The organism is Erwinia sp. ErVv1 (assembly GCF_900068895.1).
GTDB lineage: Bacteria > Pseudomonadota > Gammaproteobacteria > Enterobacterales > Enterobacteriaceae > Erwinia.
In genome coordinates this window covers 30,340-51,785 of record NZ_CDPK01000002.1, presented here as the reverse complement: position 1 = coordinate 51,785, position 21,446 = coordinate 30,340, and the positions used below count along the sequence as shown (strand labels likewise).

The following is a 21,446-nucleotide window of genomic DNA, read 5'->3' as shown; positions in this document are numbered from 1 at the left end:
TTCCCTGTCGCAGTCATTAATTTTAGTTTTTAACTTTGCATAGCTTCGCCCAGATATCATTATGCAAATTAATTTCTTTTACCGTCCGAATATCCATGACCTGCCAGTCATTTCCATAGGTCCGTAAGGGAGAAAAATAGGTACATGAAGAGTCGATAATAACTTGTGGACTAGCTGTCACCGTTGATGGACGACTCGTGCAGCTTGCGACGAGCATCATCATCAGCGAGAGCATTATTAGCTGCCTGTACATCTTTCACCTCCTCTATTGTTTTTGCCTGTTTATTCGCGACCACTGCCACGCGATCGGCTTCTACTTTTGCGGCGGCAACATCAGCCCGCCCTTTCTCCTGCACCTTGCCAATTTTTTTTCCACCAAACCAGCTGACAATAAGCGCAACGATAACCACGCCTGCCCCGGTCAAAAGATGGCTACCGCTGTTAAACAGCGCGAGGAAACTGCTCATGATTTACCTCCTGTCATTACATTTTTCATTACCAGCAGGGGTTTTTGGCGAATAAATTGTGATACCACCGCCATTGCCACCATAAAAGAGGCAATAAACCCCAGGTAGTGCTGCGGAAGAATGGACTTCACGTCTTCCGGCAGGCCGTTCCAGGCGCTGATCGCCGAGTCTGGAAAGGATTGCACCCAGGCACCCGCGACCGATCCAATAGAGGCCAGCCAGACCGACCAGGTTTTAAAAAGCAGTTTGGCATGCAGCACAAATTCGACCTTGCCATGTTTCACTACCCAGTGAAGTAAGGCTACAACGATGATGACCGCCACTAAAAACATAAGAAATTTCATATAACCCCCTGATATGCATCATAGACCCCGCTGCGCATTACCTGTGCAAGCCGTTTCGCGCGGGCGGGCGTTTGCCTGGCCCACAGGCTGGCCAGCATGCCATCTGCTGCCGCCTCAAAATTTCCGTTTGAAATTAACACCAGCGTGTTTTTAAAGGCGCTTAATCCATCCACCCCCAGCTGGTAGGCCATGCAATAAAGCACATCTGCCCGGGCAGGATTACACTGCCGCAATGCAACAGCCAGTGAGGGCCTGGCATTCATGTCGCTTATTTTGTCATCCAGTAGTTTCTGCATCCAGATATCTCCCACGCTGTGAGGTACGCTAAACTGATAATGCGCCAGTGGTGCATCCTTTGGCCCAATAACAATTCCGCTTGCCACCGTTGGATAACCTTCCGTGTCAATATAAGGCTTTTCCTTATAGCCTTCCTCATAAGCCAAAATTTGTACTATTTTACTCATCTTTCATCTCCCAAATTAAATAACCGCTGCTGCGGCATTGTTATATGGACAGCTTACTGATAAAGGAAAGTCGCATTAAAATAGCAGGGGTTTATTATAATAGCGGCGCGGAAAAGAGTTTTGCGCACTGGGTAACACCCCGAAAAAAAGCCCTGGTTAATAACCTTTCCTGCCCTTGTTACCTTCGGGATGGAAAAGAATAAATTAACAAAAATAAGCTATCGCAGAATGAAGACCTTCCTTTTGCAGAAAGGAATCTCTGAATCAGAATGCCTTTTTAATACCTTAGAATGTAAAATGCGTACGCATAAAAATTTCTTTAATTTATTTTTTCACACTCAAGAACGACATCCATGGCACTCAGTGCGCCTTCAACGAACCCTTCGGCTGTTTGGACATTTTTTCGGATGGTGCCATCAGCACAGCGACGTCGTCGGGCAATTGATCGGAGTGAAATACGGTAGAGATAGTGCGCAACCAGCAGCATATGTTCATCGGAATGGTTTATCATAAGGCGGCTGATACAGCTGTCGAGAATCATCCCATCCCGATCGCCACAGCGTGGTCGACCCGGTGGTACTGAGGTAATCAATCCCCGGAAGCCAGCGGCAACATGAGGATAACTCACGCCGCTGCTTTCGGTGGCCGCCCAGCCTCCCCACATCTCGAGTAACCGTTTTATGTTTCGCATCGTTACCTCCTGCAAAATGGGTTTGGCACTGTTTGCAAACAATTATCCTGTGCTCCGCGGCCGGAAATGCTAATTTAGAATGGACCTGATTTGCCTTTTCTGACGCGCAGGAGCGTAAGGGTCGAAAATTACCTTTTTAAGGTATGCCAGCGATTAGGCTGGGCGGCCTGATTGTTAAAGAGCAGCGTACTGGAGAGCCGGCTTCCGGCCTCCCCTTTTAAACCGTTTAAGTATCAACTGAGATAAGTTATAGCATAGAGTATTAAAACACGCAATAGCAAAGCGTGTTTGACGAAAAATACGCATCGCTATAAATTCTGGTATATGAAACCGAATACACTTGCCTACCGGCTTAACATGGCTATGACCATGATGGGAATTACACAGGGTGCGTTAGCTAAAGCATCGGGCGTATCACAACCTACAATCTGGCGGCTGACCAAAGGCGAGGCTGAGGGCTCCCGCAAGCTGGTCGATATTGCTCGCGCGCTGGATATTAACGTCGAATGGCTGGCGAGCGGCGAGGGGGAGATGCGCGGAGCCAATGGCCTGACCGCAATTGATAAAGTGAAAAGTGGCACTACCGTGGCGGTATGGGGCCCCGACGGAAAGACGTCAGAGGCCGTCTCCACTCCCAATGGTGCGAAGGCGAAGAAGACCTGGCGCGCCTATATTCTTGACCGAAATAGCGGCTGTGCAGAGGCAACCGCAGGCAGTATCGTCATCGTGGACACCGACGTACCACCTGAATCTGGAGACCTGGTCATGGCCCAGGTCAATTCACGCGTATCCGTTTACCGTTATCTTGAAGGCCCCTCTAATGGTTTTTTAACCGTTGATGACCCCAGACTACCCGCTGTGGAGCTATCTGAAGGATCCGCACTGATTGGCGTCGCAATCTTTCTCATCCGTGATTTAAGGCGGTAAGTACTGATATCCTGCCCCTGCAGGATAGTTTCCTTATAACGGCCCCCGGCCACTCTATGCAGCACAGATATCATCAATTTAACCTCACAAATACCTGCCCACTGTGACTCATAAGCTACAGAGGGGCTTTGGCGTAATGATTCATTTGAATAGATTAGTAAAGCTTTTACTAATTTCGCTATAAAAAAGCAAAAAAAAGCGCCATTAAAGTTTTAAATCCAACTAAATCATACGCTTAATGCAATAACTAAAATTATTAGCGCGATAACTATTGATATTAATAATAACTATAGCTATCGTTTTTAACAGGAATACTTTACTGCCGCTAAACGGTTCTTCCGCAAAGCGCTTAAGAGTCTCCTCCGTCCTTATCACTACCTGTCTTCAGGGGGATTTATGACCATCATTATCTGGAAAAAAACCCAAACCGTGGGAACATCTCTGAGCCGTTATAAATCACGTCGCGCGGCCAAACTGGCCCTGCAGAGAGAGGAAGAGCGGCTGGCAAGAAAGGTTGCCTGTCTCCTTTCCGGTTGCAGCCAGCGTGTCCAGAGTGCAGTGCGGGAGTCGTCACGCGCTAAAATCCTGTAATAATAACTGGGTTTATATACAGTATTTAGTTTATGGGATGCGATCAAGGGGTATTAGTAGAAAGAGGGTCAGGTCGCTGTAGCATCAGACAATTTAAACTCAGTACAGAGAGCCTTAAAGATGAACGCATTCAGAACCGGCATAAGTGACCTGCATCCGGTTCGGGCGCGTTAGGAAAAGACGGGAGAAGATGAGAGGTTCAGCGATCCGCTTAATCTCTGACATACTCAGAGGATCGCTGTAAAGCTACTGCATATTAAGGTCGGCGTCGTTACGCCTCAGGGCTAGCCAGCGTAAACCCGGTAGCTAACGGACATTGATGATTTGCAAAAAATACAGTTGGCGCCGTGGGGATTTTTTGGCGAAACGTTGTGGGTAGAAAAGCGGAACTGGCATCCCTGGCATGTGGGACACTTGAATTTTATATTTGGAATAAGAACCTTCATTATCTGTTTTAAGAGACGCTACTGTCGCACTATGGCGCTGAAAAGTCAGTAACTTCCTGCGTGATAGCACGAATTGATCAGCGTGGAATTGTACAAGTTTGGTTATTGCATATAAGTTTACTGCCGCGGGATCCCATCCAGCCCACCCATGCCGCATCGTATGGCGTCTGATGGACAGGAGAGGTTCCTTTGTTGCAGCGTTTATGTTGTACAACTTTAAAAAAAACCATCCGGCCCGTCAGTTACGTGCGTCCTAACGAGCCGCGTTAACTGGCATCTGCCATTTTTGGAGATTCACACTTGCAGCAAAATTCATCTACCGGGCCAGCGCTGGCGCATATTTTCCAGTCTTCTGGCGGTTTGTTAAGCAGTGAATCTGAGGTTATCGGCACGATTATTGCCGAACTTTCAGCCAGTCATGGCTTTGTCTCTAACAAAGCCATCATCCTGAAGCTGTTGGAAAAACTGGAGCAGGAAACCGATATCATTCAGCTCGATATCTATCGTCACGCGCTGGAATATATTGTCCAGCAAACGCCTGACGATTTAGTGTGATCGACAGTAACCGGGTCAGCGCAGTGTGGCCCGGTTATCTGCCTCCTGGCGCGATCCGCTTCAGACAGCCGCGTCCTCCAGCACTTTGTGAATCACCGCCGAGAGCTGATTAATTTCAAACTTGGCCACGTAGCCATTTGCCCCCACCTTATGCACGTGGTCTTCGTTGGCGTTCCCCGAAAGCGATGAGTGGATCACTACCGGAATAGCCTTCAGATTCTGATCGGTTTTAATATTGCGCGTCAGGGTAAACCCATCCATTTCAGGCATTTCCAGATCGGTCAGCACCAGTCCGATTTTATCGCTAATCGGCAGCCCCTCTTCCGCCGCCTGGCGTGCCATGATCTTTATTTGATCCCAGGCTTCCTTGCCGGTGATATACATTAGCGCCGGGATCCCCATCGCCTTCAGCCCCTGTTCCAGCATCAGCCGGGCTACCTTCGAGTCTTCGGCCACAATCGCGACCGCACCGGGCTTCATTTTGAAATTGGTCAGGCTGATATCACCCTCTTTCACTTCCCGCACGGAAGGGATGATGTCATGAAGGATCTGCTCCACGTCCAGTACCAGCGCCATGGCTTTTTCATGCTGGGTGCCATCCAGCATCGCGATACTGGTGATATTCCGGCTGGCTACGCCCGATTCGGCGGTGTGAACCTGACTCCAGTTCAGTCGGACGATATCCTCAACGGACTCAACGGCAAAAGCCTGAGTACTCCGGGCATATTCGGTGACCAGCAGCAGATTAAGCCCGGTGGCGGGCGTACAGCCAGCCACCGCGGGCAGATCGATAACGGGAATAAGCTGCCCACGGATGTTTGCCATGCCCAGCAGCGGGGACTTCATGCCGGCAGCTTTGGTAATGGTCGGCATAGGTACGATTTCACGTAGCTTAAACACATTGATGCCATACAGTTCGGACTTGTTCTCCAGCGTGTCGGAACCCAGCCGAAACAGCAGCAGCTCGAACTTGTTGGATAATGCGAGATTGGCGCGCTCATCAATGTCTTTCTGAAAATTATCCACGTGAAACCCTCAATATTATTTTCATTGGCGTACGTCAGTGGCGAGTTCAATGTATTGCCGGTAAGGCACAGGGTGTCGCATGGTTACGCGTCCCGGCTATCCGCTGGGTTGAAATCACTCATAAGAGTTATCGGCAGGAACAGAAAAAAATAGAGGCCATTATTACGCATCGGACGAAGATTTACCGGGTCGCGACGGTTTAATGGCCTGAAAAGCGGAGAAAGAAGGTTTAGCTTTGCTTATAAGGATCCTTTTTATGATCCTCACTGTCGTCCCGCGTACGAGGAACTTCGCCATGCTCGTTGGGGTTATCTTTGGCCGGGTGATCGTCTTCCTCATAGGCATTACCTGCATTCGGCGCCACTTCCGGCAGACCTTTATGCACGTCCCCTTCATCTTTGCGATTTTTGTCAGACATCATGCTCTCCATCTGTTTGATAAAATGTAAGTGTAGTGGAGATTATGCACTGCGGCTTAGTGGTGGGCGATAAACAGCGATTTGCAGTGTGGGCAAAGAAGCGTCTGGTCTTTGGAGACTTTAGATAAAGAATGTTTGGATTTTTTTCCACAGACCGGACAGGTGGTATCAGAGTTGATTTTGCCTATTTGCGCCATTACGCGGTTGAAGTAAGACATGGTGATCGACCTTTTCGGTGAATGATGCTAATCATACCACCTCTGGCTAAATTTTACTCAAAAACCCTTCGCTTTATGGGCATTAACCCGTCGGCTCTGTGATCGCCATTGCAAAATCGCGATGTGACCTAAGGCGCTGTCTTTCGCTGGTTATACTCACTGAAACAATGTGATGGAAAAGGTGATTTATGCTGTGGTTAGAGTCCGGGCTTTACCTGAGAGTAAAAGAGATGGAAAACGGTCCGCGACCGTTGCCGCTACAGAGTGGATTCTCATCTGATACGGCCTATCGGGCACTGGGTTGCTTTAACCCTTCCGAGACGTCAGACGCCTACTATATCCTTTCCAATGACCGCGATGAGATCTGGTTTATCTGTAATCGCCATCTGCGTACGGTTTGCCTGTCTGGCGAACTTAACCTGTTCCGTATGCCTCTTTCCAGCGCCGGAGTCAGCTCTCCCGACGCTGTAGTAAGGCCGGGATCGCACTAATTCTGTATGCGCAAGAGCAGCTCACTACACCTGCATATTCATGATGTCGGTGTAGGCGCTGACCAGTTTGTTACGCACCTGAATCCCCATCTGCATGGAAACTGACGATTTTTGTAGATCGACCATCACATCATTCAGATTGATCCCCGGCTTACCCATTTCGAAATCCTGCGCCTGGGTGCGCGCGTCATTCTGCGTATCGCTGATCTTGTTGAGGGCAGCCTTAAGCTCACCGGCGAAATCCGCATGGCTGGATGCGTCGGTACTCTTGCCACTGGCCTGAATTGCTGCGGTTTGCAGCTGCTGCATTACGCTTTCAATACCCTGAATTGCCATCTCGTGCCCCGGTAAATGTTCAACGGTGATTTTGCTGTGTGAAAACTTACCACAGTGTCAATAAGACAAAGCCCCTAAATAAGCGCATAAAACGCAGCTTATCCAGCCATCGAATTTCGCGTAAGAGAAAATAATGACAGCTATTAAAGGTAGAAAAATTTTTGCCAGCGCATCCGGGAGTCAGTTTTGTTACGACACTACACGATACAGTCCGTTCAACTGTCACGCAGGAACGAGTCATGAATGCCACTGTTACGCAGGATCAATCTGAGAAAAAGGGGCTGAGTGACCTTTTCGCTCGCCTGCGGGCTAATCCTCGTATCCCTCTGGCCATTGCGGCTGCGGCGGCTATCGCCATTGTTATCGCCATGGTGCTGTGGGCCAAACAGCCTGATTACCGCGTGCTGTTCAATAACCTGAGCGACGAAGATGGCGGCGCCATCATTACGCAACTGACTCAGATGAACGTCCCCTATCAGTTCGATGATAAGGGCGGCGCACTGATGGTTCCTGCCGATAAAGTTTATGAGCTGCGCCTGCGCCTGGCCGAACAGGGTCTGCCGAAGGGCGGTGCCGTCGGCTTTGAGCTGCTGGATAAAGAGAAATTCGGCATCAGCCAGTTCAGCGAGCAGGTGAACTATCAGCGTGCGCTGGAGGGTGAGCTTTCCCGCACCATCGAAACGCTGGGTCCGGTGAAAAATGTGCGCGTTCATCTGGCGATGCCAAAACCCTCTCTGTTTGTGCGCGAGCAGAAATCTCCTACTGCCTCCGTAACCCTGATGCTTCAGCCGGGCCGGGCACTGGACCAGGGGCAGATTAATGCCATTACCCATATGGTCTCCAGCAGCGTTGCTGGCCTGCCGCCGGGTAACGTGACCGTGGTTGACCAGGCTGGTCATCTGCTGAGCCAGTCTGATAATGCCGGGCGCGATCTGAACGATGCGCAGCTTAAGTATGCCACCGACGTGGAAAACCGCTTCCAGCAGCGTATCGAAGCGATCCTGAACCCGATTGTGGGCAACGGCAACGTCCACGCTCAGGTCACCGCGCAGATCGACTTCAACTCGCGTGAGCAGACCGACGAGCAGTTTAAGCCCAACAGCGATGCTAAAAATCAGGCGGTTCGCTCAAGGCAGTCAAGCGACAGCGAACAGATTGGCGGCCAGTATCCAGGCGGCGTACCGGGCGCACTCTCCAACCAGCCTGCCCCGGCCAATACGGCCCCCATTACCACGCCGAATAACAGTGCGAACGGTCAAAACGCGGCCAATGCCGCCAATAACGGCGCGGCAAAACAGGGTACATCAGCCAGTACGGCCAGCAGCACGCCGTCAAATACCCGTCGTGACGACACCACCAACTATGAAGTCGACCGCACTATTCTTCACACCAAAATGAACGTGGGTGAAGTGCAGCGTCTTTCTGTTGCGGTGGTCGTGAACTACCGGGCCGATGCGGCAGGCAAACCGATTGCACTGACCGACGCGCAGCTGAAACAGATTGAAAACCTGACGCGTGAAGCGATGGGCTATTCGGACAAGCGTGGCGACAGCCTGAACGTGGTGAACTCACCGTTTACCGAAAGCGCTGAAACCGGTGGCGACCTGCCCTTCTGGCAGCAGCAGTCCTTTATTGACCAGATGATGGAAGCCGGGCGCTGGTTGCTGGTACTGATTGTCGCCTGGATCCTCTACCGCAAGCTGGTTCGTCCACAGCTGCGCCGCCGGGCCGAGCAGGATAAAGCCGCAGCCGACGCCGTGGCCTTTAATAGCCAGAAGCGTGACGAAGGTGAAGATGAAGCCGTCTCCGTCAAACTGTCTAAAGATGAAATGGATCAGGAACGTAAATCTCAGCACCGCGTGAGTGCTGAGGTCATGAGCCAGCGAATTCGCGAAATGTCAGAAAACGATCCTCGCGTAGTGGCTCTGGTCATTCGCCAGTGGATGAAGGACGAACTATGAGTCTCACCGGTACCGAAAAAAGCGCCATCATGATGATGACGATTGGCGAAGACCGCGCGGCAGAGGTGTTTAAACACCTCGATACCCGCGAGGTACAGCATCTGAGTATGGCGATTTCCAATATGCGCCAGGTTTCACACAAGCAGCTTATTGAAGTCCTGCGCGAGTTCGAGACCGACGCGGAGCAGTTTGCCGCGCTGAGCCTGAACTCCAATGATTATCTGCGCTCGGTGCTGGTTAAGGCGCTGGGTGAAGAGCGTGCGTCAAGCCTGCTGGAAGATATCCTCGAAACGCGGGATACCACCAGCGGCATGGATACGCTCAACTTTATGGAGCCGCAGGCCGCAGCCGATCTGATCCGCGACGAACACCCGCAGATCATCGCCACTATTCTGGTGCATCTGAAGCGCGGACAGGCAGCCGACATTGTTGCTCAGTTCGACGAACGTCTGCGTCACGATGTCATGCTGCGTATTGCCACCTTTGGCGGCGTACAGCCTGCCGCGCTGGCCGAGCTTACCGAAGTGCTTAACGGCCTGCTGGATGGTCAGAACCTCAAGCGGGCGAAGATGGGCGGCGTAAGAACCGCAGCGGAAATTATCAACCTGATGAAAACTCAGCAGGAAGAAGCGGTTATCGAAGCGGTTCGCGAATTCGACGGCGAGCTGGCGCAAAAAATTATCGACGAGATGTTCCTGTTCGAAAATCTGGTGGAAGTGGACGACCGCAGCATCCAGCGCCTGTTGCAGGAGGTGGAATCCGAGTCTCTGCTGGTGGCACTGAAAGGCTCCGAACAGCCGCTGCGCGAGAAATTCCTGCGCAATATGTCCCAGCGTGCAGCCGATATCCTGCGCGACGACCTGTCCAACCGCGGCCCAATGCGCATGTCGGCGGTGGAGAACGAGCAGAAAGCGATTCTGCTTATCGTTCGACGTCTGGCCGAAAGCGGCGAGATGGTGATTGGCGGCGGCGAGGAACAGTATGTCTGATAACGCGTCCCTCGCCTGGCAGCGCTGGCAGCCCAACGACCTGGCGGATCTGAACAAGCCCGTGGTGGCCCCCCTGCCCGAACCGGCTCCGCAGACGGAAGACCCGCAGGACCAGCAGCAGTTTGCGCTGGAGCAGCTGCAGACGCAGGTGCGCAGTGAGGCACAGGGCGTCGGCTACGCCGAAGGTCACCAGAAAGGCTTTAATGAAGGACAGAAAACGGGCTATGACGCCGGTTTCCAGCAGGGTCTGGCAGAAGCCCAGCAGCAGCAGGCACCTCTTCAGGCGCGGATGCAGCAGCTGGTCTCCGAATTTCACCATACTCTCGAAGCGCTGGACAGCGTGATCGCAGCAAGGCTGATGCAGCTGGCGCTGGAAGCCGCACGACAGGTCATCGGTCAGGCACCGCACGTTGACGGTACCGCCCTGCTGCGTCAGATCCAGAGCATGATCCAGCAGGAGCCGCTGTTTAGCGGCAAGCCAACCCTGCGCGTGCACCCCGATGATTTGCAGCGCGTCGAGCAGACGCTCGGGGCCACGCTCAGCCTGCACGGCTGGCGGCTGATGGCCGATACCAGCATTCATCCCGGCGGCTGCAAGCTCAGCGCCGACGATGGCGATCTTGATGCCAGCATTGCTACCCGCTGGCATGAACTGTGCCGCCTTGCCGCGCCGGGAGAGCTCTGATGTCGACCCGTCTTTCACGCTGGCTGGGTGCCCTTGACGCTTTTGAAGAGCGTCTGACTAAACTGCCCGAAGTCCGTCGCTATGGGCGTCTGGTGCGCGCCACCGGTTTGGTGCTGGAAGCGACCGGCCTTCAGCTACCGCTGGGCGCAACCTGCGTGATTGAACGCACCGACGGACAGCACGTCGCGGAAGTCGAGAGCGAAGTGGTTGGCTTTAACGGCCAGCGACTGTTTCTGATGCCGCTGGAAGAGGTTGAGGGTATTTTGCCTGGCGCACGGGTTTATGCCCGCGTGGCCGGAGATTCCCAGCACAGCGGCAAGCAGCTGATGCTCGGCCCGGAGCTGTTAGGCCGCGTGCTGGACGGCAGTGGGCGACCGCTGGACGGCCTGCCCGCCCCGGAAACGGGCTACCGCGCCCCGCTGATCACGCCCCCCTTTAACCCGCTCCAGCGTACGCCGATAACCGAGGTGCTGGATACCGGCGTACGCGCGATTAACGCCCTGCTCACCGTCGGGCGCGGCCAGCGTATGGGGCTGTTCGCGGGTTCCGGCGTGGGTAAAAGCGTGCTGCTGGGCATGATGGCGCGCTATACCAAAGCGGATGTGATCGTGGTTGGCCTGATTGGCGAACGCGGTCGCGAAGTAAAAGACTTTATCGAGAATATTCTTGGCACCGAAGGTCGCGCCCGCTCGGTGGTGATCGCCGCACCGGCCGACGTTTCCCCCCTGCTGCGCATGCAGGGAGCCTCCTATGCCACCCGCATCGCTGAAGATTTCCGCGATCGCGGCAAGCATGTGCTGCTGATTATGGACTCCCTGACCCGCTATGCCATGGCACAGCGTGAAATCGCCCTGGCTATTGGTGAGCCACCTGCGACTAAAGGCTATCCGCCTTCGGTTTTTGCCAAGCTGCCCGCGCTGGTTGAACGTGCCGGTAACGGCATCGACGGCGGCGGCTCCATCACCGCGTTTTATACCGTCCTGACCGAGGGTGACGATCAGCAGGATCCGATTGCCGATTCGGCGCGCGCCATTCTCGACGGACACATTGTCCTGTCGCGCCGTCTGGCCGAAGCGGGCCACTATCCGGCCATTGATATTGAAGCCTCGATCAGCCGCGTGATGGCTCACCTGATTGATGAGACGCACTATGCCCGCGTGCGCCAGTTTAAACAGCTGCTCTCCAGCTATCAGCGCAACCGCGATCTGGTCAGCGTCGGCGCCTATGCCGCCGGCAGCGATCCGACGCTGGATAAAGCCATCAAGCTCTATCCGGAACTTGAGCTGTTCCTGCAACAGGGCATGTTTGAACGCAGCACTTTTGACGACGCCTGCCTGCATCTGCAGGCCATTTTTGGCTAACGGGCATCCGCGCATCGGTCGGTTCCTGACGGGGGAAGTATGGCAAAACAAGCATCACCCATAGAGACGCTCTGCTCGCTGGCACAGAAGGAGTTGGAAAAAGCCGCCATCCAGCTGGGTGATATGCGTCGCGCGCAGAAGCAGGCCGACGAACAGCTGACGATGCTGATGGACTACCAGGATGAGTACCGTCGCTCGCTGAATAACACCCTGTCAGAAGGCATCACCAGCCTGCGCTGGCGCAACTATCACCAGTTTATTGAAACACTTGAAAAGGCCATTGACCAGCATCGCCAGCAGCTCACCCACTGGAACAGCCGCGTGGAAAACGCCCTGCGTTTCTGGCGTGACAAACAGCAGCGGCTGCACGCCTATGAAACGCTGCATGCGCGCGCGCTGGCGACAGAATTATTACAAGAAAACCGTCTCGATCAGAAACGGATGGATGAATTTGCCCAGCGGGCATCACTGAGGAAAGGCGAATGATTACGTTGCCAGTTGTAACGTCCGGGACCAAAGTCAGCAGCACCGCCACGGCCTCCGGCACGCAGGCGACCGATACCGACAGCGACTTCACGGCCGCCGGTACTGATGTAAAAGAGAGCGGCCAGGCGAAAAGCACACAGGGTTTCCTGGCCGTGCTGGGCAGCAAACTGCAATCGCTGGTTAAACAGAACGCTACCTCAGCTCAGACGACGGCTGCCACGGATGCCACCGACTCAACCACGCCGGCAAAGGCGAAGCTTAATGCCCTGCTGGCTGCACTGGATAAGCCCGAAACGCTGAACGCGCTGCTCCAGCCGCAAACCGCTAAAACCGGGGCCATCAGCACGGACACGGATAAAGAAGAGACGCAAAACCCGGCAACCGGGCTTAATGCCAGCGATATGCAAACGCTACAGGCGCTGTTTGCCATGCTGCCGCCTGCCGTTAACCAACCTGCCACAGCGGCAGCGGCCAAAGGTAGCGAGGCGCTGTCGGCTGATGCCAGCGGTAAAGGTACGCAGGCCACGCTCGGCTCCCTGCTGGCAGCCAGCGGCACGACCCCCGGTGACGCCGATAAGGGCGTGGATAAATCAGGTAAAACAGTCGCTGCATCCACGGCGAGCGCAGTCACAGCTACCCAGAACAGTCCCGCCGATACCAGCCTCAATGCCGCTTTCCAGCAGGTTCTGAGCCACGCCGGTAAGGAGGGGGAGAAAGATAATTCAAGTTCTGCCAGCGGCACGACGATAAACAGTAATGCCATCGCCGCGCTCTCTTCCGCCGCCACCCCAACTACCACGTCGCTGGTGACGGCACCGTCCACGCCTGCGCTGAATGCGCAGCTGGGCAGCCAGGAGTGGCAGCAGGCTCTGGGGCAGCAAATCATTATGTTCAGCCGTAACGGGCAGCAAACCGCCGAGCTTCATCTGCATCCGCAGGATCTGGGCAGTATTCAGATAAGCCTGAAGCTGGATAACGACCAGGCACAGTTGAATATGGTGTCCGGACATAGCCAGGTTCGCGCGGCGCTGGAAGCGGCCATGCCGCAGTTGCGCACTGCGCTGGCAGAAAGCGGCATCAGCCTGGGACAAAGCAATGTGAGCAGCGATGCGTTCCAGCAGAGCCAAAGCTCCGGCAGCCAGCAACAGCAGGAGAGAAATAATAGCGGCGGCAGCACCTTTAGCCTGTCGGGTGACAGCGACGGTGAGGTGACGCCGATTGCCGTTCCTGCCGCGCTACAGGCGCGTGCAGCCGGTTCCAGCGCGGTCGATATTTTCGCCTGATGGGAACAAACGCATAAGCTAGAGGCAAAACCCGCGTCTTATCACCCTATTGTTTGACGCAAGACGCGGGATAATCTGCTCATAACACCATGGGGCAGCGAACAGAGCGTTACCGCAACCCGAAAATAATCACAGGAAGTTATAGCTCTTATGACTGATAAAAAAGCCAAAAGCGGAAAACGTAAGCTGCTGATACCGATCATTGTGGTCGCAGTGCTGCTTGCTTGCAGCGCGGCGGGCTATACGGTCTGGCGCATGATGAAGTCCCCCGCTGATGCGACTCAGGCCGCCAAACCCGAGCCGCCACCCGCGCCGGTCTTTTTTGCCATGGACACCTTTACGGTTAACCTGATTAACCCGGATAACGATCCCGATCGCGTACTGTACATCGGCTTTACCCTGCGCCTGCCCGACGAAGAGACGCGCCGTCGTATGAATGATTATCTGCCGGAAGTCCGCAGCCGTTTGCTGATGCTGCTTTCTAACCAGAGTGCCACCGCGCTGAGCAGTGAACAGGGCAAACAGGCACTGGTTGCGCAGATCAAAACCGTACTGGCGCCTCCGCTGGTACCCGGACAACCTCAGCAGGTGGTGAATGATGTTCTGTTTACCGCCTTTATCCTGAGGTAGAGGTATGGCCGACAGCATTCTTTCACAGGCAGAAATTGACGCGCTACTCAATGGAGACAGCGACAGCGCGGCAGAAGAGAACGTCAGCAAAGTGGGCGAAGGTGACATTCGCCCCTACGATCCGAATACCCAGCGTCGCATGGTGCGTGAACGTCTCCAGGCACTGGAGATTATCAATGAGCGATTCGCACGTTCCTATCGTATGGCGCTGTTTAACCTGCTCAGGCGCAGCCCGGACATTACCGTAGGTGCGATAAAAATTCAGCCCTATCATGAATTTGCGCGCAACCTGCCGGTGCCGACGAACCTGAACCTGATCCACCTTAAGCCCCTGCGCGGCACGGCCCTGGTGGTCTTTTCGCCCAGCCTGGTGTTTATCGCCGTGGATAACCTGTTCGGCGGCGACGGTCGCTTTCCGACCAAGGTTGAAGGTCGTGAGTTTACCGCCACAGAACAGCGGGTGATCCGCCGCATGCTGAAGCTGGCGCTGGAAGGCTACAGCGATGCCTGGAAACCGATTTACCCGCTGGACGTCGAGTACGTGCGTTCAGAAATGCAGGTGAAGTTTACCAACATCACCACCTCACCCAACGACATCGTTATTACCACGCCATTCCAGGTGGAAATTGGCAATCTGGTGGGTGAGTTCACCATCTGTATTCCGTTCAGCATGCTTGAACCGCTGCGCGAGACGCTGGTCAATCCGCCGCTGGAAAACTCGCGGCAGGAAGATCACAACTGGCGGGAAACGCTGGTGAAGCAGGTGCAGCACTCTGAGCTGGAGCTGGTGGCCAGCTTTGCCGACGTTTCGATGCGCATTTCGCGCCTGCTGGCCCTGAAGCCCGGCGATGTCTTACCGATTGATAAACCGGACCGCATTATCGCCCATGTGGATGGCGTGCCGGTGCTGACCAGCCAGTACGGGACCCTTAACGGGCAGTACGCACTGCGCGTGGAACATCTGATTAACCCGATTTTGAATTCGATGAACGAGGAACAGCCCGATGAGTGACACGAATAAGCCGTCCGAAGACGACATCTCTGCGGACGACCTGTGGGCTGACGCCATGAATGAGCAGGCCACCACCGCCGCTGCCACCACCGAAGGGGTATTCAAATCGCTGGAAGGCAACGACGTGGCCGGGTCCCTGCAGGATATCGAGCTGATTATGGATATCCCCGTCAAGCTGACCGTCGAGCTGGGCCGTACCAAAATGACTATTAAAGAGCTGCTGCGCCTGACGCAGGGCTCCGTCGTGGCACTGGAGGGGCTGGCCGGTGAGCCGCTGGATATTCTGATCAACGGTTACCTGATTGCGCAGGGTGAAGTGGTGGTGGTAGCCGATAAGTATGGCGTTCGCATCACCGACATCATTACCCCTAACGAACGTATGCGTCGTCTGAGTCGCTAAATGAACCAGCCTACCCGCCAGGATCCGACACCGGCTGCCGGTCAGCAATCTGACCAAACGCTGCCTCCTTCACCCGGTCAGCAGACCGGGCAGGCACTGCCTCCGTCAGCCAGTCAACAGACTGGTCAGGAACAGCCTCCGTCAGCCGATCAGAAACAGCATCCATCAACGATCCAGCAGAATGGTCAGGTGGTATCTCCGGCGGTGAGTCAGGAACTGCGGCCTTCAGCCGGTCAGGTTCAGCATCAGCCGGTGGGCCAGCCTGCGTTATCAACCGGCTCAGTGCTGACGCAGGTTAGCAGCGTACTGGCGGGCATTATCCTGTTGATTCTGGCCTGTGCCTGGCTGGCTAAGCGTCTTGGTTTTGTACAAAAAGGGCAGGTTCGCGGGCTGAACGATCTGACCATCAGCGCAAGCTGCAAGATGGGTCAGCGCGAACGCGTGGTGATTGTTGATGTGGAAGATGCCCGCCTGGTGCTGGGGGTGACGGCGCAGCAGATCACCCATTTACATACTTTACCGCCGAAACCGCCGCAGGAACATCCGGCGCCGTCGGCCGTGACGGCAGATTTTCGTCAGGTTTTACAGACGCTGATCAAACGCCCCGGAAAGCCACAATGAAACGTTCTTTTATCCTGCCCGCCCTGCTTTTGCTGCTGGCACCCGAGGTCCATGCCCAGCTGCCCGGTCTGATGAGCCATCCGCTGGCTAACGGCGGCCAGAGCTGGTCACTGCCGGTTCAGACGCTGGTCTTTATTACCTCACTGACCTTCCTGCCCGCTATTTTGCTGATGATGACCAGCTTTACGCGCATCATTATCGTTTTTGGCCTGCTGCGAAATGCCCTGGGTACGCCGTCAGCGCCGCCAAACCAGGTACTGCTCGGCCTCGCACTGTTTCTCACCTTCTTTATTATGGGACCGGTGTTCGACAAGATTTATCAGGATGCTTACCTGCCGTTCAGCCAGGATAAAATCAGCATGGAGGTAGCGATAGATAAAGGTGCGCAGCCCCTGAGAGAATTTATGCTGCGTCAGACGCGCGAGGCCGATCTGGCGCTTTTCGCCAGGCTGGCTAATACGCCACCGCTTCAGGGGCCTGAATCCGTGCCAATGCGTATTCTGCTGCCTGCCTACGTTACCAGTGAGCTAAAGACCGCGTTTCAGATTGGCTTCACCGTTTTCATCCCCTTTTTGATTATCGATCTGGTGGTCGCCAGCGTACTGATGGCGCTNGCATCAGTTTAAACGGCAGCGAGATGGTGCCCCCGGCCACCATCTCGCTGCCGTTTAAACTGATGCTTTTCGTGCTGGTCGACGGCTGGCAGCTGCTGGTGAGTTCCCTGGCACAGAGTTTCTATACCTGATTCAACGCTGAACGCGCAGCCTCTGGTGCTGAGTAACGTCAGGCAGTTTATTCCGGTAAGTTTTCTATTAATGTGGAGTCGCGATGACACCTGAATCGGTAATGGTTATTGGTCACGATGCGATGCAGGTTGCGCTGGCGCTGGCCGCCCCGCTGCTGCTGGCCGCGCTGGCCAGCGGGCTGATTATCAGCCTGCTACAGGCGGCGACGCAGATAAATGAGCAAACGCTGTCATTTATTCCCAAAATCCTGGCCGTGGTCGCCACCATGGTTGTCGCCGGTCCGTGGATGTTGAACCTGGTGCTGGACTATATGCGCACCCTGTTTACCAACCTGCCGAATATGATCGGCTAATGATAACTTTTGACAGCAGTCAGCTGATGATATGGCTGGGCCAGCTGTTTTGGCCATTAGCCAGGGTAATGGCTCTCATCATGACGGCGCCGCTGCTGAGCGAAAAATCGATCGGTAAAAAGGTCAAAATCGGTCTGGGCCTGATGATCACCTGGACCCTGATCCCCTCTTTACCCCCTACTACGGTAACCTTGTTTTCAGCGGGCGGGTTCTGGCTGCTGATCCAGCAGATTCTGATCGGCATCGCCATTGGCTTTACCATGCAGTTCGCCTTTGCTGCCGTCAGAACGGCGGGAGAAGTGATAGGGCTGCAAATGGGCCTGTCTTTCGCGACCTTTTTCGATCCGGCCAGCAGACTGAACATGCCAGTGCTGGCACGCTTTCTCGATCTTCTGGTTATGCTGCTGTTCTTAACCTTTAACGGTCATCTTTGGCTGATATCCATGCTGGCAGACAGTTTTCACACTCTGCCCATCGGCGGCGAGCCGGTTAACGGCAATGCTTTCCTTGCGCTGACCAAAGCGGCCAGTCTAATTTTCCTTAACGGTCTACGATTAGCGCTACCGCTGATAACTCTCCTCCTCACGCTAAATTTGGCCCTGGGTTTGTTAAACCGTGTTTCACCACAGCTATCGGTTTTTGCTATTGGCTTCCCCGTCACCTTATCCTTGGGTCTGGTGTTTCTGAGCCTGATGATGCCCCTGCTGGCCCCGTTCTGCGAGCATCTGTTCAGTGAAGTATTTGATTTACTCTCCAGCATATTAAGTGAAATACCACAAGCCCGACCTTAACTATCACTTCTATAACAGGGTTTCATAGTTAAGCCATGAAGATGTGTTATTCCGCTTTTCAGACTTTCTTTATCAGAATTTACTTAAGGAAATTCTGATAAAGCCCCCTCTGCAATGAAAATTATTCTTATTAAAACGCAATTAGCGTATTTTAATTAACGAAACGGGTGGATCGTGACCTAAGCGACAGCAAAGGTGCGTCAAACAACCGTCTGTTTTTACTGGAAATTTCATTTGATGCGGTTTTTCTTGTATCAAACTGCGTTTTGCGGCATTGTCAACGCACTTTTCAGCGGCACTCATTCGCAGGCTGAATGTTTTTTAGGATTAATCCTATCAGTATTTCTTGCGTTCTGCGCGATAGTGACCAGCGTCTCAGGAATCGGACGGTATGCTGTACAAAAACAAATTATCCATCAGTTGCTCTGAAAAACTGCGTTTTTCATCGTGCTGCCAGGATTTTTGTCGTCTGTTCCGAAGACTCAGGTAACCAAAAAAGCCCGTTTCGACGCCTCAACGCAGGCAGGTAAACAGGCTGAATGAGTGATAATAACAAGATCGTAATTTGAATAATTTACTCTCGAAACTACACAAACGCGTAATTCATCGTTGATTTAAACGGATAACAATTTGGTGAGGGTTGCAATAATGCCAACAATTATAATGGATTCATGCAGCTATACACGGCTCGGGCTAACGGATTACATGTCAGCGAAAGGTGTAAAAAAGAAAAATATATCCACTGTAAGCGACATTGATCAGCTGCTGGATAAATGCGAACAGAGTCAGCCCGGCGTGGTATTTATTAATGAAGACTGTTTCATTCATGAGGCGGATGCCAGCCAGCGCATAAGAAATATTATTCTTCAAAACCCTGATACGTTATTTTTCATTTTCATGGCTATTTCGAATATTCATTTTGAAGAGTATCTTTACGTCCGCAAAAATCTGATCATTACGTCGAAATCAGTTAAGCCTGCAACGCTGGATACATTATTACATTCGTATTTTCAAAAACGCGTGAACGTTTCACCTCGCTACTCAACCGCTTTCGAGGTTCACCCCTTGACGCTGAGTCAGACCGAGTCGAATATGCTAAAGATGTGGATGTCTGGCCACGATACGATTCAAATATCGGATAAAATGCAAATTAAGGCCAAAACCGTTTCCTCTCATAAGGGGAATATTAAACGTAAAATCAAAACGCACAATAAACAGGTTATTTACCACGTTGTCCGCCTGACGGATAACGTTACCAGCGGTATCTATGTCAATGTGAGATAGTCCCGCCAGGAAACTGCCGACGAAAGTCGGCAGTTTCTTTTGTACTATCGCCTCATTTTGTTAACTGCGTCTCATTTTCTGCCTTAAGCCTTTTCATTCCGCTGCCGATGATTTGTAGACAGACCGAAGCTCCGCTTCGCTTACTACAAACTAAGAGCCAAAGGATATGAAACCAATTAACCTCAGTGTTGAATCAAACCGGGTCAGTTTCTGGCAGCACATTCGTCTCGTTCCTCTCTTTTCTGCCATTCTTGGCGGAATTTTGCTGTTATTTGCCCTCTGTATTGCCCTCGCCAGCTATTTTTTGATCCAGAGTAATCATTCGTTAAAAGACGTGACCGAAGAGATTCAGGTTCGCATGGCCATCTCCAACAGCTCAAGCCACCTGCGCACCGCGCGCCTTAATATTATTCACGCTGCCGCTGCGGCGAGAATTGGCGAGATGGACACATTCAATGCTTCTCTGGGTCAGAGCGAGAACCGCATCCGGCTGGCGTCAGACAGTTTCAAGAGCTATCTGCAACGTCGGGTAAAAACGGCAGACGATCAGGCGTTGGACGCGGAGCTTACCCATCGCTTTGATACTTATCTTAATCAGGGCCTGCTGCCCATGGTGAAAAGTGCAAAAGACGGCAGCTTTGAAGGGGTTATCGCCCAGGAAACAGATAACACCCGTAAAATGGATGACGCCTATAACGAGATATTGCTAAAGGCAATAAAGATTCGCACGCAGCGGTCAGAGCATATTAACCAGATTGCTCAGGCGCAGACGCACCTGAGCTTTATTATGATGGCCTGTGCCTTTGGCGCGGCACTGCTGCTAACGCTGGCAACCTTTGTATTCCTGCGTCGTATTGTTATTACACCACTTCGACAGGCCGTAGATCGTATTGAACGCATCTCCCATGGCGATTTGACCGTGCCATTGCAGCAGTGGGGAAACAGCGAAATTGGCACGCTCAGCAGCAATCTGCAAACCATGCAGCAGGCTTTGGTCAAAACGGTAGGCAGCGTCAGGGAAGGTGCCATCGCGATTTATCAGGGTTCAGGCGAAATATCTGCCGGAAATACCGACCTCTCTTCCCGGACCGAACAGCAGGCTGCGGCCCTTGAAGAGACGGCGGCCAGTATGGAGCAGTTAACGGCCACCGTTAAGCAGAACGCCGATAACGCCCACCATGCCAGCCAGCTGGCAGCGGATGCCTCCACTAAGGCACGCGAAGGAGGAGATATCGTTTCCGGCGTAATAGGGACGATGAACAGTATTTCCGGCAGCTCGAAGAAGATCGCAGAGATCACCACCGTCATTAACAGCATCGCCTTTCAGACCAATATTCTGGCGCTCAATGCGGCCGTTGAAGCGGCCAGAGCCGGTGAGCAGGGTCGCGGCTTCGCCGTGGTGGCCAGTGAGGTCCGCAGCCTTGCCCAGCGCAGCGCGAGTGCGGCGAAGGAGATTGAAGCGTTAATTGCAGAGTCGGTCGGACTGATTGATAAAGGATCTACTCAGGTGGGCCAGGCGGGTGAGACGATGACCGGCATCGTCGGCGCGGTCCGCCGGGTAACGGATATCATGGCCGAAATAGCGGCAGCCTCCGACGAGCAAAGTCGGGGTATTCAGCAGGTGAGCCTGGCGGTAACGGAGATGGATAACGTGACGCAGCAGAATGCTTCCCTGGTAGAGGAAGCCTCAGCGGCGGCGGCGGCACTGGAGGAGCAGGCTTCGCGGCTGACGCAGGCCGTGGCGGCCTTCCATCTGAGCGACAGCGCGACGCAAAATACTGTTCCGGTCGTCATGAAGTCTGACAGGCCGTTGCTACCGACCCCTGCCCGTCCAGCGCTGGCTGAAGCTGGCAACTGGGAGAGATTTTAAC

At 53.6% G+C, this 21,446-nt stretch carries 26 protein-coding genes and 1 pseudogene; 19 read left to right on the top strand and 8 right to left on the bottom strand.

Annotated features, from left to right (window positions below):
* Positions 1-170 precede the first annotated feature (170 nt).
* From A1830_RS01790 to A1830_RS01775, 4 genes are all read right to left on the bottom strand, one after another.
* Positions 171-467 carry a hypothetical protein gene (locus A1830_RS01790; protein WP_067700883.1) on the bottom strand — a complete coding sequence of 99 codons (297 nt, stop codon included), beginning with the start codon at positions 465-467 and terminating at the stop codon, positions 171-173.
* Complete coding sequence (locus A1830_RS01785) at positions 464-811, bottom strand: DUF7940 domain-containing protein (protein ID WP_067700881.1); 348 nt, start codon at positions 809-811, stop codon at positions 464-466. Before A1830_RS01785 ends, A1830_RS01790 begins: the two co-directional genes overlap by 4 nt.
* Positions 808-1,275, bottom strand: a complete 468-nt coding sequence (locus tag A1830_RS01780; protein ID WP_067700878.1) for a lysozyme family protein — start codon at positions 1,273-1,275, stop codon at positions 808-810. The genes A1830_RS01785 and A1830_RS01780 overlap by 4 nt, the downstream gene beginning before the upstream one ends.
* Positions 1,276-1,594: 319 nt before the next feature.
* Positions 1,595-1,966, bottom strand: a complete 372-nt coding sequence (locus tag A1830_RS01775; protein ID WP_067700875.1) for an antiterminator Q family protein — start codon at positions 1,964-1,966, stop codon at positions 1,595-1,597.
* Between the two features lie 369 nt (positions 1,967-2,335).
* Here A1830_RS01775 and A1830_RS01770 point away from each other — a divergent pair, with 369 nt between their 5' ends.
* From A1830_RS01770 to A1830_RS01760, 3 genes are all read left to right on the top strand, one after another.
* Positions 2,336-2,893 carry a helix-turn-helix domain-containing protein gene (locus A1830_RS01770; protein ID WP_082804088.1) on the top strand — a complete coding sequence of 186 codons (558 nt, stop codon included), beginning with the start codon at positions 2,336-2,338 and terminating at the stop codon, positions 2,891-2,893.
* Between the two features lie 396 nt (positions 2,894-3,289).
* On the top strand, positions 3,290-3,484 hold the full coding sequence (locus A1830_RS01765) for a hypothetical protein (RefSeq protein WP_067700872.1): 195 nt from the start codon (positions 3,290-3,292) through the stop codon (positions 3,482-3,484).
* Positions 3,485-4,230: 746 nt separating this feature from the next.
* The gene (locus tag A1830_RS01760; protein ID WP_067700869.1) at positions 4,231-4,485 is read left to right on the top strand and encodes a biofilm/acid-resistance regulator YmgB/AriR; all 255 of its coding nucleotides are present in this window, start codon (positions 4,231-4,233) and stop codon (positions 4,483-4,485) included.
* A 60-nt stretch (positions 4,486-4,545) separates the two neighbouring features.
* Here A1830_RS01760 and A1830_RS01755 read toward each other — a convergent pair whose 3' ends face one another.
* The 3 genes from A1830_RS01755 to A1830_RS23130 form a co-directional block, all read right to left on the bottom strand.
* Entirely contained in the window at positions 4,546-5,511 is a 966-nt protein-coding gene (locus A1830_RS01755; RefSeq protein WP_067700866.1) for a chemotaxis protein, read from the bottom strand.
* 229 nt (positions 5,512-5,740) lie between these two features.
* Complete coding sequence (locus A1830_RS01750) at positions 5,741-5,929, bottom strand: hypothetical protein (RefSeq protein ID WP_369815684.1); 189 nt, start codon at positions 5,927-5,929, stop codon at positions 5,741-5,743.
* A gap of 56 nt (positions 5,930-5,985) precedes the next feature.
* Positions 5,986-6,147 (bottom strand): transposase, encoded by a 162-nt coding sequence (locus A1830_RS23130; RefSeq protein WP_255362061.1) that lies wholly within the window; start codon positions 6,145-6,147, stop codon positions 5,986-5,988.
* 188 nt (positions 6,148-6,335) lie between these two features.
* On the opposite strand from A1830_RS23130, the gene A1830_RS21030 reads away from it, so the two are divergent.
* On the top strand, positions 6,336-6,638 hold the full coding sequence (locus A1830_RS21030) for a hypothetical protein (protein ID WP_073980931.1): 303 nt from the start codon (positions 6,336-6,338) through the stop codon (positions 6,636-6,638).
* Between the two features lie 24 nt (positions 6,639-6,662).
* Here the strand turns inward: A1830_RS21030 and fliE are convergent, their stop codons facing one another.
* Positions 6,663-6,974 (bottom strand): flagellar hook-basal body complex protein FliE, encoded by a 312-nt coding sequence (gene fliE, locus A1830_RS01745; RefSeq protein WP_067700860.1) that lies wholly within the window; start codon positions 6,972-6,974, stop codon positions 6,663-6,665.
* 239 nt (positions 6,975-7,213) lie between these two features.
* On the opposite strand from fliE, the gene fliF reads away from it, so the two are divergent.
* The 15 genes and pseudogenes from fliF (at position 7,214) to A1830_RS01670 (ending at position 21,445) form a co-directional block, all read left to right on the top strand.
* Positions 7,214-8,935 carry a flagellar basal-body MS-ring/collar protein FliF gene (gene fliF, locus A1830_RS01740; protein WP_067700857.1) on the top strand — a complete coding sequence of 574 codons (1,722 nt, stop codon included), beginning with the start codon at positions 7,214-7,216 and terminating at the stop codon, positions 8,933-8,935.
* Positions 8,932-9,924: a flagellar motor switch protein FliG gene (gene fliG / locus A1830_RS01735; RefSeq protein WP_067700854.1), complete on the top strand. Its 993-nt coding sequence runs from the start codon at positions 8,932-8,934 to the stop codon at positions 9,922-9,924. Before fliF ends, fliG begins: the two co-directional genes overlap by 4 nt.
* Positions 9,917-10,609, top strand: coding sequence for a flagellar assembly protein FliH (gene fliH / locus A1830_RS01730; protein ID WP_067700851.1), 693 nt, complete (start codon positions 9,917-9,919; stop codon positions 10,607-10,609). The genes fliG and fliH overlap by 8 nt, the downstream gene beginning before the upstream one ends.
* A complete protein-coding gene (gene fliI / locus A1830_RS01725; RefSeq protein ID WP_067700848.1) occupies positions 10,609-11,970 on the top strand; it encodes a flagellar protein export ATPase FliI in 1,362 nt (453 codons plus the stop codon). Before fliH ends, fliI begins: the two co-directional genes overlap by 1 nt.
* Positions 11,971-12,009: 39 nt before the next feature.
* Positions 12,010-12,456: a flagellar export protein FliJ gene (gene fliJ, locus A1830_RS01720; RefSeq protein WP_067700845.1), complete on the top strand. Its 447-nt coding sequence runs from the start codon at positions 12,010-12,012 to the stop codon at positions 12,454-12,456.
* Positions 12,453-13,739, top strand: a complete 1,287-nt coding sequence (locus tag A1830_RS01715; RefSeq protein WP_067700842.1) for a flagellar hook-length control protein FliK — start codon at positions 12,453-12,455, stop codon at positions 13,737-13,739. The genes fliJ and A1830_RS01715 overlap by 4 nt, the downstream gene beginning before the upstream one ends.
* Positions 13,740-13,889: 150 nt before the next feature.
* The gene (gene fliL / locus A1830_RS01710) at positions 13,890-14,369 is read left to right on the top strand and encodes a flagellar basal body-associated protein FliL (protein WP_067700839.1); all 480 of its coding nucleotides are present in this window, start codon (positions 13,890-13,892) and stop codon (positions 14,367-14,369) included.
* Between the two features lie 4 nt (positions 14,370-14,373).
* On the top strand, positions 14,374-15,381 hold the full coding sequence (gene fliM / locus A1830_RS01705) for a flagellar motor switch protein FliM (RefSeq protein ID WP_067700837.1): 1,008 nt from the start codon (positions 14,374-14,376) through the stop codon (positions 15,379-15,381).
* Complete coding sequence (gene fliN / locus A1830_RS01700; RefSeq protein WP_067700834.1) at positions 15,374-15,781, top strand: flagellar motor switch protein FliN; 408 nt, start codon at positions 15,374-15,376, stop codon at positions 15,779-15,781. Before fliM ends, fliN begins: the two co-directional genes overlap by 8 nt.
* A gap of 216 nt (positions 15,782-15,997) precedes the next feature.
* Positions 15,998-16,402 (top strand): flagellar biosynthetic protein FliO, encoded by a 405-nt coding sequence (fliO, locus tag A1830_RS01695; RefSeq protein ID WP_067702179.1) that lies wholly within the window; start codon positions 15,998-16,000, stop codon positions 16,400-16,402.
* A pseudogene (fliP, locus tag A1830_RS01690) lies at positions 16,399-17,147 on the top strand (flagellar type III secretion system pore protein FliP). Before fliO ends, fliP begins: the two are co-directional and overlap by 4 nt.
* Before the next feature lie 83 nt (positions 17,148-17,230).
* Positions 17,231-17,500 carry a flagellar biosynthesis protein FliQ gene (fliQ, locus tag A1830_RS01685; protein WP_067700831.1) on the top strand — a complete coding sequence of 90 codons (270 nt, stop codon included), beginning with the start codon at positions 17,231-17,233 and terminating at the stop codon, positions 17,498-17,500.
* Entirely contained in the window at positions 17,500-18,291 is a 792-nt protein-coding gene (gene fliR, locus A1830_RS01680) for a flagellar biosynthetic protein FliR (protein ID WP_067700827.1), read from the top strand. Before fliQ ends, fliR begins: the two co-directional genes overlap by 1 nt.
* A gap of 648 nt (positions 18,292-18,939) precedes the next feature.
* Complete coding sequence (gene rcsA / locus A1830_RS01675; protein WP_067700824.1) at positions 18,940-19,575, top strand: transcriptional regulator RcsA; 636 nt, start codon at positions 18,940-18,942, stop codon at positions 19,573-19,575.
* Positions 19,576-19,741: 166 nt separating this feature from the next.
* Positions 19,742-21,445: a methyl-accepting chemotaxis protein gene (locus tag A1830_RS01670; protein WP_067700821.1), complete on the top strand. Its 1,704-nt coding sequence runs from the start codon at positions 19,742-19,744 to the stop codon at positions 21,443-21,445.
* Position 21,446 lies beyond the last annotated feature (1 nt).